Annotated in this window: 12 protein-coding genes; 6 read left to right on the top strand and 6 right to left on the bottom strand. The window is 37.6% G+C overall.

Features of this window, described 5'->3' with window-relative positions; translation table 11 throughout:
• Nucleotides 1–23 precede the first annotated feature (23 nt).
• The 5 genes from RI844_RS18135 to RI844_RS18115 all read right to left on the bottom strand — a co-directional run bounded on the left by RI844_RS18135 (nucleotide 24) and on the right by RI844_RS18115 (nucleotide 8,216).
• Entirely contained in the window at nucleotides 24–788 is a 765-nt protein-coding gene (locus RI844_RS18135) for a CBM9 family sugar-binding protein (RefSeq protein ID WP_348396049.1), read from the bottom strand.
• Complete coding sequence (locus RI844_RS18130) at nucleotides 785–3,664, bottom strand: gluconokinase, GntK/IdnK-type (protein ID WP_348396048.1); 2,880 nt, start codon at nucleotides 3,662–3,664, stop codon at nucleotides 785–787. Before RI844_RS18130 ends, RI844_RS18135 begins: the two co-directional genes overlap by 4 nt.
• The gene (locus RI844_RS18125; protein ID WP_348396047.1) at nucleotides 3,664–5,046 is read right to left on the bottom strand and encodes an MFS transporter; all 1,383 of its coding nucleotides are present in this window, start codon (nucleotides 5,044–5,046) and stop codon (nucleotides 3,664–3,666) included. The genes RI844_RS18130 and RI844_RS18125 overlap by 1 nt, the downstream gene beginning before the upstream one ends.
• Before the next feature lie 192 nt (nucleotides 5,047–5,238).
• Complete coding sequence (locus tag RI844_RS18120; RefSeq protein WP_348396046.1) at nucleotides 5,239–5,994, bottom strand: class GN sortase; 756 nt, start codon at nucleotides 5,992–5,994, stop codon at nucleotides 5,239–5,241.
• 2 nt (nucleotides 5,995–5,996) lie between these two features.
• Nucleotides 5,997–8,216 carry a marine proteobacterial sortase target protein gene (locus tag RI844_RS18115; RefSeq protein WP_348396045.1) on the bottom strand — a complete coding sequence of 740 codons (2,220 nt, stop codon included), beginning with the start codon at nucleotides 8,214–8,216 and terminating at the stop codon, nucleotides 5,997–5,999.
• Nucleotides 8,217–8,676: 460 nt separating this feature from the next.
• On the opposite strand from RI844_RS18115, the gene RI844_RS18110 reads away from it, so the two are divergent.
• The 5 genes from RI844_RS18110 (at nucleotide 8,677) to RI844_RS18090 (ending at nucleotide 12,187) form a co-directional block, all read left to right on the top strand.
• On the top strand, nucleotides 8,677–9,456 hold the full coding sequence (locus RI844_RS18110) for a tetratricopeptide repeat protein (RefSeq protein WP_348396044.1): 780 nt from the start codon (nucleotides 8,677–8,679) through the stop codon (nucleotides 9,454–9,456).
• 350 nt (nucleotides 9,457–9,806) lie between these two features.
• A complete protein-coding gene (locus RI844_RS18105; protein WP_348396043.1) occupies nucleotides 9,807–10,181 on the top strand; it encodes a DUF805 domain-containing protein in 375 nt (124 codons plus the stop codon).
• A gap of 71 nt (nucleotides 10,182–10,252) precedes the next feature.
• Nucleotides 10,253–10,720: a hypothetical protein gene (locus RI844_RS18100; RefSeq protein ID WP_348396042.1), complete on the top strand. Its 468-nt coding sequence runs from the start codon at nucleotides 10,253–10,255 to the stop codon at nucleotides 10,718–10,720.
• Nucleotides 10,721–10,922: 202 nt separating this feature from the next.
• Nucleotides 10,923–11,327 carry a hypothetical protein gene (locus tag RI844_RS18095; protein ID WP_348396041.1) on the top strand — a complete coding sequence of 135 codons (405 nt, stop codon included), beginning with the start codon at nucleotides 10,923–10,925 and terminating at the stop codon, nucleotides 11,325–11,327.
• Between the two features lie 119 nt (nucleotides 11,328–11,446).
• Nucleotides 11,447–12,187 (top strand): hypothetical protein, encoded by a 741-nt coding sequence (locus tag RI844_RS18090; protein ID WP_348396040.1) that lies wholly within the window; start codon nucleotides 11,447–11,449, stop codon nucleotides 12,185–12,187.
• A 245-nt stretch (nucleotides 12,188–12,432) separates the two neighbouring features.
• Here RI844_RS18090 and pdsO read toward each other — a convergent pair whose 3' ends face one another.
• Complete coding sequence (gene pdsO, locus RI844_RS18085) at nucleotides 12,433–13,200, bottom strand: sortase-associated OmpA-like protein PdsO (RefSeq protein WP_348396039.1); 768 nt, start codon at nucleotides 13,198–13,200, stop codon at nucleotides 12,433–12,435.
• 219 nt (nucleotides 13,201–13,419) lie between these two features.
• Between pdsO and pdsR the strand changes: the two genes are divergently transcribed.
• On the top strand, nucleotides 13,420–14,115 hold the full coding sequence (gene pdsR / locus RI844_RS18080; protein ID WP_348396038.1) for a proteobacterial dedicated sortase system response regulator: 696 nt from the start codon (nucleotides 13,420–13,422) through the stop codon (nucleotides 14,113–14,115).
• The last annotated feature ends 11 nt before the right edge of the window (nucleotides 14,116–14,126 follow it).

Genomic DNA, 14,126 nt, shown 5'->3' with positions numbered 1-14,126 from the left:
AACACTCTGATACCAATAAACGTTTATTGCAGTTTAATTTTTCCAAATACTCCTGCATCAATATAACCTAAGTTTTTATCACCATCTTTAGGTTTTATATCATGGGAACCAATAAAGTGTTCACGCTCACTACTGCCATCATTATCACAGTAAGCCAGCATAAAACCGATGACTTTGCCTTTAGTTAGCTTAACTGGCATATGTGTACCTTTTAGAGTGAAGCTATCATCATATAATTTAATCGCTAACTCCCATGTTATTGAATATGGCGAATTTGCATCTCGACGCCATTGGCTTTTAACATGGTCGTTTAGCAAAATAAAATTGCTACTACCATCGGCTTTATTTGGGCCTATGTCCGCCGATTGATTGTCTAATGCCACATGATAGGCAAAGGCATTAAAACTAAATCGATGCATGCCACCAGATGCATCTTCATCAATGAAAACCTCTAAGCTGTCGTCATCCCAATATTTTTCTGTAGGGTTGGCATATTGATCGAATAATACATCGTCATTTATTTCTGCCATAAGGTATAAATAATCTTCGTCCCAAAGCAATTTATAGCGCCCTGAAAAATCATCACTACTCGGATATTCACCGACAATGTGTTTATCGATGGGTAACCATTGTGCGTTATTCCAAACTTGTTCAGTAGCTTTTCCATCAATATCGATTGCAACCTCCGCTTTATTCACGGCGATTATATTTTCATCGGCAAGACATAACGTAGAAACTAATAAACAACTCAACAGGATCTTTTGTGTTAACTGTGGTAAATGGCTCATTGACCTTCCTTTTTATGGTGAGCAATAATTTGTTTTAAAACATTAGATTGTGGTTGATTGGCGTCAACTAAATAAACATCAGACTCATCTTCTGGAAGCTGCAAGGCAGAAAATTGGCTTGCTAATAGTTTCGCGTCAAAGAAATGCGATGTTCTTAATGCAAGTCTAGACTCAAGCTCTTTTTGCTCTACTTGCAAGTATACAAAACACAGGTTAAAGCCAAGCTGTCTGAATTTATCTCTATGCTCAGCGCGCAGTCCTGAATAAGCAAGAACACAATCTTGCTGCTCAGCCATAGCTGAGTTTAATTGAGTGCATATAGCTGCGATCCATGGCGCACGCTCTTTATCAGTTAAAGGAATACCTTTAGCCATCATATCGATAGACTCTTTAGAATGAAAATCATCAGCTTCAATGTATTGATAGTTAAATTGCTGGCTAAGTTGTTTTGCGACTGTTGATTTCCCACAGCCACTAACGCCCATGATAATGATCAATTCAGGTAAAGCTGGTAGTAATACTTCTACTTGATAATGTTTGCCAGCAATTATATTAGTAATACGATCAGAGTCTTCCTCATTGCCATCTAGCAGTATTTTTTGTTGAGTAACTTTCTTTGTTTTGCATATTTCAACATTAAAAGTAGCACCATTAAACTCACGAGCAACAGTTAAATTTGACCATTGTTTCGGTAATTGTGGGTTAATAACTAACTCACCTTTATCACCAGTTAACCCAGCGATGCCCTCAATCACACAGCGATAAAACCAAGAAACCGTACCGGTATTAAATAACTGACTGGAACGACCTGCAGTTCTAGGGTGTTGGTAGTAAGCACCTCGATAATAGTTAGGGATAAAATTCGGCAATTGCCCGCGTTTGATAAAATCATCATCGGGCAGCATTTTGCGCATTACCTCGAAGGCTTTTTCACCTTTGCCAATTTTGAATAAGCTAAAGGCGTAGAAAATGGCGGCATGGTTATAGATAGAACCATTTTCTGCGGTACCGGGAAATTTTTGGGTGACTCTGCCAACGTCTTCGCGCATTTTAGTGTAACTTGGCGCTAACATCATAGTGCCGTAGGGTGTTTCAAGCTGTAGTTCTATTTGTGCAAGCAATTTTCTTTGCTGTTCAGGTGAGGCCGCCCCTGAAAGTATTGCCCAACTTTGCGGATTTAAGAATATTCGGCCTTCGTCATCATTGGCAACACCAAAACTGACATTATCATCGGTAATGCCACGACTGTACCATTGCTCATCCCAGCAATGTTTATTCACGGCATGATTTAAATGCTCAGCAAAGCTTCTGTATTTGCTGTTAACGGTGATGTTGTAGCTATCACAAATTTCCAACCAAATATTTATCGCGTATGCACTTGCCAGTGTTAACCAAGTAGACACCCCTTTGCCTTTATAGCCCACCATATTCATTGGATCGCACCAATCCCCCTGAGCAATATAACTGAGCCCTCGTTCATCACGAGCGCCAATTAACCAATCTAAGGCAAGTTCGATATGCTGCTTTACCGTTTGTTTATTTGAGGTATCACTAAAAGCGATTAATTCATCGAGTAAAGCAATGTCATTGGTTTCATTTAAATAGGCTTGCAAACATATAGGCAACCAAACACAGTGGTCAGTATGAGGTACTTGATTAATGTATTTTAACGACGCATCAGGATGAATTAGAATACCATCTGGCATTTCGCCATTACTATCTTGCTGACTTAGCGCTGTAATAAAAGCCTGCCTGGCTTTCTTAGGGGCGATATAACTCATGCCCAAATTATCTTGCAAGTAATTACGAGTTTGCGGATCGGTCGTTAAGCGGTTCACATCACCATGATAAAACACTTGCCTAGGCAGCCAATGATTAACAAATTGATCAAAAACGTCATCGCCTGATTCTATATTTATTGGGCCACTACTTTGCTTTATATAGTGTTGGTAAGAAGATTTTTCTTGCTCAAAGCCTGCTGCATTAGCGAAGTATTTTTGTTTTATCTCAGCGATCTGTTGATTATCTCGCGCGGGACCAAATAAAAAGCGATAACTTTTGCTTTGTTTAGCCTGAAAACACTGTTGATATTGCATCACCGCAGCCGGCACTTCATACAATGAATTGATTTGTTCCAGTGTTGCTTCGTGTATGCCGTCTGGTGATGAAATATCATTGTTACCCTCAAACACTTTTTGGTTACAACACCATGAAGTTGGCACTGTATCAGCTAAAAAGTAAGTTTTATCTTTTAAATTGGCGCGTTCAAAATATTCTTCAACTTTTTGATAAGGGCTTATACAGGTTGCCACGATGGCATTTAACTCAGGGATAAAATCAGCCGACTGGTTCATCCACGACATATAGCCAATAGTAAAGTAAGGATAAATACTGATATTGCGTGGTTTGTTGTCTAAATTAGTGACTTTGAGCTCCCACATTTCAATAGCATCAGAATCGCTGAGGCTTACGGTAATGTTTACGAGAATTTTTAGCGCTTCAATCTGCCAACTAATATTATTTTGACCTGGAGAAAAGCAAAAATAATCCAGTGAGGCTTTTGTTGGCTCATAGGGCGCAGAAAAAACTTTTCCGCTATCCTCATCTTTTACATAAAAAAATCGACCTGGATGATTAGCATAATAGGCATGCTCTGGTTGCATAAAGGTTTTTGCTTCCAGGTTAGGTGCATAAGCGTATTTACTTGGCTCTGGTTGCATAAACTGCCCTACAGCATAACCGCGACAGTTAAACTGCACCATCATGTGTTTATTCCACAAAAAACTGCCCGCCTCCGGCATTTTTGTTGGGCTATACAATTTTAATCTTTGTTCGCTTTGAGCAACATTAACCAGCTCATTTATCAATTTATTCATTACTGGCTAGCTCTTTCTTGTACAAGCTTTTGCATGTTTAGCTTGTCTTGAATAGCAACAACTTTACTATCATTTAACGGATAAAAGCGGATCACAAACACTGAGAGCAATGCAAAAATGGCCGGTAAAAGTGTCATCAGTAATACAATACCGTGTTGTGATTCCATTGACTGGGTTTGATTGGCAACATAACCTAAGCTGGCAAGTAGCCAGCCCATCATAGCGCCAGCTAACGCCCCACCTAACTTTTGCGCAAATGCTGCTGCAGAAAAGATCATGGCTGTCGCCCGTCTACCGGTTTTCCATTCAGAAAAGTCGGCGGTATCGGCATACATTGAAAATACTAATGGCGACTTGGGCCCTAAACAAAAACCAATGGCAATTTGTAGAGCAAATATAAGCCAAAGCTGTTCTTTAGAAACAAAATAAAATAGCGTCGACAATATTGTTACCGCTATCATCAAGATGAAAAGTAATGTTTTTTTATCACAAAGCTTTGTCAGTAATGGTGTACTCGCAGCGCCAACAGCAAGTGATAACATATACGCTAAACTGAAACTGCCAATTAAGTCTTCTCGTTCAACAAAGTACTTAAAATAAAACGTGCCGGAGCTGCCACGTAAAGTGATGGTCATCATAATGATCAACGCTAACGAAAATAAAATTAGCCAAGGTTTATTATCAAATAAATCTTTAATGTCCTGTAGCACCGGAGTGCTCTTTGAGGCTACTGGTTGAATACGCTCAGTGGTTGTTATAAAACTAATAAAAAATAATACTGCAGCAATAATGCCATAAGTAAACATGGTTAATTGCCAGCCTAAGACTTGATCATCACCGCCATAAAAGTTCACCAGTTCAGGGGTTAAATATGCAACTAAGCTGCCCCCGGAAAACGCGCCAATAAAGCGAAAGCTGGTTAACAAAGTTCGCTGCTGGCTATCACCAGTAATCACGCCAAGCAAAGCACCATAGGGTACATTAATAAAAGTGTACGCCAACATCATAAATATATACGTAGCGTAAGCCCAAACCAATTTACCACTGTCATCAAGATCTGGAACAGTAAAGGTTAAAACCCCTGCGGCTACAATTGGGATAATCCCCCAGAGCAAGTACGGTCTGAACTTTCCCCAGCGAGTTTTCGTTCGGTCAGCAACCGCGCCCATTAACGGGTCTGAAAATGCGTCAATTAATCGAGTAACCAGCATCATCGTACCTACTGCACCAGCAGATAGGCCAAATACATCGGTATAGAAAATGAAAAGGAATACGTCAAAGACGCGCCAATAGAAATTGGACGCAACATCGCCGCAGGCATACCCCGCACTTTCTTTTATTGAAAACTTATTATTTTGTTGTTTCATTGTTTGCTGTTTCATTATTGGTTCACTAATGTTTCAAGTTCATTTTCAACATAAAAATGTAAGCGCTTACATATAAGTTAACAATTAATTTACAGCTTGTAAATATTGCCCGTTAAATTAAATAACGGTGTGTTCTGTTTTCTCCTAGAAAACTTAAAGCCCATAAACATGATGGGCCTTAAAATTTTTAAACCTTGCAAAGACAAGCTAAAACGTTAGCGCCATATTCTTGCCATATTTTTTCACAGGTACATGCCCTTGCTTAGCAATTAACGTGGTTGGTTCAGTAATAGCAACGGGGAGTGCTTCAATAACATACCTTAGCGGTGTGTCAGCTACATCACTATCAAAGGGAAAGCAGGTTACCAGTAATAAACGCTCAAAATCTGTTTGAGTGATGTCATCTTTATTGACATTAACAATGCTGATTTTATTTATTTTATATAAATGCCGCTCTCCAGATATGCTTTCAAGCACCACTTCTTCTGTTGGATTTAAGTATTGCAAATGACTAAAGTGAGTATCTCTGTGTCCTGAGATAACTAATGTCCCCTCCTCTCCAGGTTTTACACTTAAGTGGCTTAATCCTGGACCAAATGCCAATGCTTGTCCTGAATCTCCAGCTAAGACAATTTGTTCATTCCCTAAGGTAGGAAAGTGAATTTTTGCCACCGGGTTGCTATCAAACCAAGGCCATGGTTTTTCAAGATTGTCAGCGCTACTTTGCTGCCAAGCTTGGCTTAATAAGTATTGCGCGGTATACGCTTTGATATGAATATAAGATGCACTGCCGATACAAGCTAACGCAATTAATGCGGACATTACTTTCAAAAATTTAATTGCGCTTTTCGGATCTTGCTTTTGTTGCTTATCTATTTTTTTCATTTCAGCCCGAATCGGCTCAGAGGCATTGCAGCTTATTTTCGATAAATCGGTAACAGGAATAAATTTAATATGAGTCATCATTATTCCTTAATTTTTTGTTTGTTATTTTCTAGGGCTAATTGATGGTATTGCCGTTTAGTTCGCGCTGCTAACATACACAGGGCCGTTATTAATATCATTAATAAGCCAACCTTAAATAATGCATTGGCATTGGTTGCAGTTTGCGCTAATGGAATTTTTTGCGTCGAGCCTTTTGGCATGGCATTGGGCACAGGGCGTTTTTTTAAAATATCAGCAAGTTTCCTACTCGGCGTTTTTTCAACGGCAACAAAGCTGGTGTATTTTGACAACAAACGATTTTTAATCGCTATATTGGTAATTTTATTTATGTATTCTTGCTGTTCTACTTTGTCATTGCTGTCGTACAGCTCATAAGTAAGGTGCTTAATTTTTTGCCTTGCCCACCAAGTGGCAATTCCTGATTGTTGCATGGCATTATTTACCGGCATGTCTTGTAGCCAAAGTTGCTGGTTAATTTCACCACTCACGGTCATTTCTGCAGTATTATTTAACAAAGAGCCTGACGGCCAACGGGCGCTTATAATTAATGGCTCTGTGGCGTATAAGTCAGGAATTTTACTCGGTAATAACTCAACCTGTTCACTTGGCCAGCTAATATTGATGTCGGTAAGCATTGGTTGAGCTATGCGATTAAACAGTTCGCTCATTTTTTGCTGTACTTCGCCAACATTACCTATGTAACTAAAAGACCCGCGCCCAAGCTCTGCTGCACGCTCCATAAAGTGGCTATTTGGTGCACTACCAATGCCAACGGTATGTAACCTAGAGTCATATAGGTTGGTTTTAATGATCCGAAATAATTGCGCTTCGTTGCCAACACTGCCGTCGGTAATAAAGACAATTTGCCTAATATAGCCTGACTCTGATTGTTCACCCGTTGCGGCTTTTAATGCCGCTACCATTTCAGTGCCACCGTTTGCTTTTAAGTTGTTTACCCAATGAACCCCGGCATTAACTGCGTCGCTATTAGCTAACTTTGAATGGTTAAACAAGGTAGTAAAAGTTGAATTGAATTCAATAATATTAAATTTATCCATTGGTGAAAGTTGCTTAACGGCAAAATCTAATGCTTGCTTGGCTTGTTCAATTGCAACGCCGCCCATAGAACCCGAAGTATCAATAATGTAAATCATCTCTTTTGCAATAGTTATGCTTGTTTGTGGCGCCGTTGGCGGGGTGATCATAAAGAGACCATAATCATAGCCTTGTTTGCTTTCTTTAAAGTAGGCAGCTTGTGGTCTGGCGCTTTCTTTAATCGTCCAATTTAAAACAAAATCACGATTCATAGTTACACTGGTATTGGTTAGTGAAATTTTGTGAGTTTGGTTGCTTGCTGAGTGATTTATTTGGTGATAATCGCTGTTCACTCCTGCCAATGGTAAACCAATATTTAAATTAACTGTAATAGATGCCTGTTGGCCTAAATGTTCAGGCACTTGAAAAGGCGTAATGCGCGATGCATCAGGTACGGTAAAGGTATTCACTGACCAACCAACACCTTGGTTAATATCTATCGGCTTTGTTTGTTGTTTTAACTGTTTTGCCGTTTGCTCGTGCTCATAATTCAACTTTGCTTCACTGAATTCTTGTGGAATGTACCTTGGAGTTATCGTTAACGGCAGACGTAAGCTAAAAGTATTGGCAAGTAACGGCACTTGCTGTAAATAACTGATTTTAATCTTAATTTCTTCACCAGGCGGTATATTGGCTACCGATGTAGTAAACATATTAGGCCGTTCCTGTTCGACTAAGCTGGCTTTCTTGCCAGCCTTTTTAGCCTTTTCATAGGTTTTTTTCGCTTGTTTGCGCTCCTGTATTTCTGCTTTGATAAAACGCTCACCAATCCACATTTCCATATCATCTACAGCAGCACCTTCGGTTAAAGGAAACACATAAATTCCTTCGACCCAATCGGTCGAGGTATTAATAAAACTTTGAGTGAGAACAACTCTCGCCATCATCGCATTCACATCCACGTTATAGTCACTTTCAGTCACTAACGAATGCGCTATTCCTTGCTCGCTCTTTAGAAATAAACTGCCCGATTCAACAGCGTTATAATCAATCTTTTCTGAATATTGGGTAGAGCTTGGACTCGAATTAGGGGTTGTATTTGCATAAACAATAAAGCTGCTAACGAGCATAAAGCCAACAACAAGATAGGTGAACCAGAGTGCTGAACTCGTTAAGTAAAATTTGAATGAGGGTTTAGGTGTCATAACGTTTCTCCATAGAGTTATATGCCCTATTTAAGCGAAACTTTATGACCTTAGAGATAGTTAAATGTGAAAGTACTATTATGAATACTGATCAATTATGACTAGTGCAATATTTTGACTGAATTGGCGTTAGCTGTTGCTCTCTTGATTGCATTCATCAATTGAAGCCACAACCATGAGCTGAAGTTGAGAAGTTATTTTGAAGCTTATTCTTTTATATAACGGTGTATTTTTAATATATACTGGGGGGCTCTAAATCACTCAAAGCTACCTCCGACAACCTTAATCATTTGTAAACATACGGGACATGATGTTATTGTAAAATCAAAATTTTTTAGTGGCCGCTAACGCTCGCTCAGTGCAAAAATCTGACATCAATAATGTGGCTAAATAATACCGCAACGTCAACCATCACCTTCGCCATTTAAAACAATAAAAAGATAATCTATCGGGATAAAAAATGATTGAGTTCAAAAAGGTTTATTTTAAACACAAAAAGCTAATTCTATTATTACCAGTATTAATAGCCTCTCTACTTTTTGCAGGAATAAAATATTACCAAGCACAGCAAGAATTAGAGCATAATCAAATAAAAAACCCACTGCTCAATGATGTTTATATTATTGATAAAGAGGTGTTAAATAATCAAAATCGCCTACGTGAAAAATATATGATCACTCAAGTAGAATCTGTTGATGAAAAAAATGTTTATTTAAAAGTGAGTAACTATATATATTTTAGAGTAAATGATGCGATTACAGGGATTCGTTCAGATAAACTCCTCATTCACAAATTCTTTTCAAAAGAAATATTAAAAATATCTAAATCGCGACTTGAAACGCTTTGGCTCAATGGCGGAGTTAATGAAGTCGGACGTTCGAATGATGGCATGCATTTATACGGCGGTATAATTATTCCCAAGCCTAAACAGAATCTAATTAAAGAACAAAAAAATCGAATTGGTACTCAAGAGAACCAATTAGCAATTTCTTATTATCAAGGAAATATGGGATACGAAAAAGATTGGAAGGAAGCTTTTCGTTTATTTGAACAAGCAGCTGAAAAAGGCAACCCATATGCACAAATAAGTTTAGCCCAAATGTATCGTGATGGGGAGGCTGTAGATGTGAACTTTAAACGAGCTTTATATTGGTTTAAAATGGCTAAAAAGCAAGGGGTTTCCTCAGCAAAAGATGAGTATGCTCAGCTTTGTCGAAAAATGGCTGAGTGTATAGAGTAAGGCCTATAATGAATTTTAACAAAGCAAATTTTGCCATAAATTTGACCTTAAGCATTTGAAAAGGCTAAGGTCTATGGAGCGATGAACGGTCGTTTATTGCTCGAATAACTTAGTAAGAAAACTCAATAAAAGATCACATTCCTCATATATCTGTTATTAGATAAATAATTAATAAAAAATCAACATACATTAAATAGACTCAAAACTAAAAGTAGTTATTCTACATAGAGCTAGCAACGGTCATTGGTTCTAGTAGTAATTTATTCAACACCTGCATTTTTTACACTTCAAATGCCGATGGCCTTTTAAATAAGTTGTTAGTTTTAATACATCAGCACGAGATGCAATAAATGACATATTACGTTTTAGCATTACAGAACTATGCTAACTTTAAAGGCACAACAAGCAGAAAGGCATTTTGGACTTTTTACTTAACTAACCACTTTATTCTGTTTTTGGTTGGCTTTATTGAAGGGTATACAGGTAAAGCACTTTTTTCTATCTATATCTATGTAGCTTTTATATTAGGAATTACAATTCCAATGTTTAGTATTACAACGAGACGACTTCATGATATAGGGCGTAGTGGCTGGTGGCAGCTTATTGCTCTTATCCCTATTTTGGGTTACTTAATTCTTTGGTTTTTATGTTCTTTAAAGAGTAAGGCTACACCAGAGACGCTCATGATTGATGTAACTGATTGGAAAACTGAATGTCTCCGATGAGCGCAGTGGTAATTTGTTAACCATATTGATACGTCATATAAAAATAAAATTAGTTGCATTAAAGGGATATTATGGGCATAAATTCAATTTTAATCCTGTTACTTATCTCATCCTCTGTATTCTCGGCCAATGCAAGTGAAGATGAAGTGGAAATAAAAAATCACCATGAAGGTAACTGGCCAGTAATGCTTTTTGCTCTTGCCGCCACTAACTGGATGATACATGAGGCGGGAAGAGAGCCAGAAAACGCACGATACTTTTATATGGTTGCAATGCTCAGTTCAATTAACAACATTGAAAAACCTTTCGGTAAATCAATGTTTGCAGCTTCTACGGCGATGACAGTTACGAACCAGTATCATGTCAATATTTCTCCTGCACCATCAATTAATTCAAGGCAAGATAATCTGAAAATGTTTTGGGGGAGTACGATATTAGTTCTAGGGGCGGAACTGGCCTTTAAAGGTAAACCTGATGAACTCAAATTTTCACCAACTACTTCTGAAGGTATTGGTCTTCAGGTTAGTTACGATTTTTAGTTCACTATGCCTTTCCCCCATATAAACCTTTATAGCGGCATTTGCGTAGGTCAGAGAACTAGCGTAAGTTATTGATTAAAAGAATGAAGTGGTGACCGACCGCTGCGAGCGATAAATGGACTGTGGTGGCTTTCGCTCAGATCAATGTTTTAGCCAACTTAAACGCCACTCAAATTTGTTGTATTTCTATGGAGTAATTAACTTGACACTATTTAAACAGCTTAGTGATTTAAACCCCAATAAGTACGTATCTGTTATTTATTTTATATGTTTACTAGGGCTGTTAGGGACTGTATATATTCTTTTATTATCAGGCCTTCCAGAAGGTGTAACAATAATTGAAAATTTTAAAATGAAAGTTAAAGATGGGTATGATGATACTTTTCATCGTTTATTTTTTTTGGTGTTTTTATACATTGTTGCGTTTATAGGATTACTAAAAGTAGAAACAACAAGTAAATATAATGCCATTTTAATTGGGTATTTGTGGCTTATAACACTCCCTTCAATTATAAATTTAAAATTATTTGTGCTCATCCCTCCACTGTATGCTACTTATGTTTATTATCAATCTAGAATGCTAATAAACAAAAAATCTAACAAGTGATTAAGGTGACAATGAATGGCTGAGAATGGTACTCCAAAGTCACTCGCGGCTGACGTAACTAGTTGAAAAGTTTAATGTCTCTGAAGAGCGACAAGCGGAATATATAGAAAGGGATTTCAGTGATACAACTCCTAAATAATAAGTTAATTTTAGCTGATACGATTAACCTTCTAAGTACCCATAGAAATTCATTGTTCAGATGTTTATTAATACCATTAATACTTTTAGCTAGTTTTGAGTTACTTCTTCTTCCTGACCATTTACCAAATGGAAAATCCTTACTTGGATTGTTGTATTTGGCAACCAGCTTTTTCATATTTTTTATCTACGCAAACATAGCTGTTGTTATTCACCAAATTTTGATTCTAGCCATGTCAATTGAGCAGTCTAAGTTCGGCGTTAAACCTAGCGTTAAAGAATGGAAATACATTTGGGCTATAGCTGTTCTATACATATTACCTTTTATTGGAGACTGGGCTTTAAGTGATTGGAAACTCTCATTAACAGGTTATTCTGATGAAGTGCTTAGAGTTATTTTTCTAACCTGTAATTTTGTAATTGAGGTATTTTTTATTGTACTGTTATCATTTGGTGGCCTTGTTCTTCCGCACATAGCAATTAAAAATGAAATTGATTTTACTCATGCTCTTAGATTATCTAAAGGGCATAGAACAAGCTTGTTTTTGACTATGTTTATAATGGCTTTGATTTGGGAAGGATTATATCTTCTCTCTATGAAATTCTTTCATGTTGACTCTATCACATTAATTTTAATTGACTGGATAGTATTCACTTTTATAGGAATATTTAACGTTGCCATCCTTTCACTTGCCTATAAACGTATAACCATAAAAGATTGATAATTAGTGAACGGCAGAAAATGGCACTAAGCCGACCTATTGAAGATCCTGAAACAAGTTCAGGAAGTCGATATTTTTATATTCACAATACGTTTAATGAGGTCCCCGATGTCGCTTGAGCTCCTCGAGGATGACGGTGAACATTTCCTGATTTCGTAAAGGTACCGGTAAATCAAAAAAGCCATTTACCTGTTGATAAATGGCTTTAACTTGGCGGGAGATTTTATCAGTTTTAAAATGTTATATTATAAATTTGCTTGTTTGGCCACCTCCTCACTATCAACTTTTAATTTCATAACTACACGTCGGTCAAAGTAGTTAACTTCTGAGGCGATGGTTTCATCTACCGGGGCCATTTCACCAAACGCATTAGTAAATATTCGTTGCTCATCGATACCTTCATCAAGTAATAATTGTTTAACGCTGGCAATGCGCTGCTCAGCTAATTTCAGGTTTAGCTGTTCATCACCTTGTTTATCGGTGTAGCCAGATAAATCAATATTTAAGTGCTTCGATCGTTGTAATACTTTTGCCAGCGCTTGTACTTGCTGCTCATAATGCGGTTCTATAACACTCGAGCCCGTTCTAAACATCAAGCTAACTAATATATTTTCGACTTGTGCTTTTTCGCTATTTTCATAGCTGTTGGCAATGTTCATTACTTCTTGTTGGTATTGCATCTCAAGGCTTTTAATTTCACTGTTATGCTTATTTTTAGCGTTTCTGGCGCTGAGTTGTTGTTTTTCAACCTGTGACTCTAAAACTCCAATTTCTTCTTCAGCGATTATATGTTTAGCAATAAAATCGCCAGCAATGGCGGTAATAAATGCCCCAGGAGGACCACCAAAAATACCGCCTATAACGGCACCAATACTTACCCCTACTTTTTCTTCAGTTGGGATTTCTTCAATATGTTCAATAATATTTTTTTCCTCCGCATACGCTTGTGATGCGATGAAAGAAGAAGTAAGTATTGCTGAGCTGAGTGCGACTGCTGTCATTGTTTTATTCATAATGTTTACCTTTTTTAGATTGAATTGTTAAGTTGTCTCGAGTTAAGCCGTGGCCTTTCAATGACTTCATTAAACCCAATAAAAATGACAATCTATTTATTCTAAAATGAACTTTTCGCGCGCAATTATGACCAATTATGATGATTAGCCTGTTATCCTTAACTTTATGGTTTTAATTGATATATTAATTTCAAGTATCCCGATAACTAAGAAAAAGAGATGATGAGCAAAAGAATTGCAATTGTTGAAGATGATGAAGCGATCAGAGAAAATTATGCCGATGCCTTGCGTAAACAAGGTTTTGTGGTGCAAACCTATAAAAACAAACAAACCGCTCTCGATGCGTTTGATTTGGCCCTACCGCATTTAGCCATTTTAGATATTGGCCTGGAAGATGAATATGATGGCGGCTTTGATTTGTGTCGTTACCTTCGAGACAAGTCTGACACGCTACCGATTATATTTTTAACCGCACGCGATTCAGATGCAGACTTAATTAGCGGCTTACGTTTAGGTGCAAATGATTACGTCAGTAAAACCATGAGCTTTGCAAATTTAAGTGCCCGCATTCATGCAATTTTAAACTACCTTAAATTTATTGATAAACCTGTCGTCGAAAATAAAGTCGACCGCGGTGAACTCAGTATCAACAAAGACCGATTAAGTATTCACTGGCAAAATAAGTTAATTAACACCACCATCACTGAATTTTGGATGGTGTATTCTTTAGCACTAAATCCTGGTCATGTTAAAAATAAAGAGCAACTAATGACGGACGCCAACATTGTTGTTGATGACAACACAGTTACCGCTCATATCAAACGAATTCGAAAAAAGTTTAGTGCCCAAGATAGCGGCTTTAATTGTATCGATACAGTGTATGGTATGGGATACCGTTGGCATGACGGGCAATAAGGAAATATACG

The sequence above is a fragment of the Thalassotalea fonticola genome (assembly GCF_032911225.1).
Classification (GTDB): domain Bacteria; phylum Pseudomonadota; class Gammaproteobacteria; order Enterobacterales; family Alteromonadaceae; genus Thalassotalea_A; species Thalassotalea_A fonticola.
This window is presented reverse-complemented; position numbering and strand designations above follow the sequence as displayed.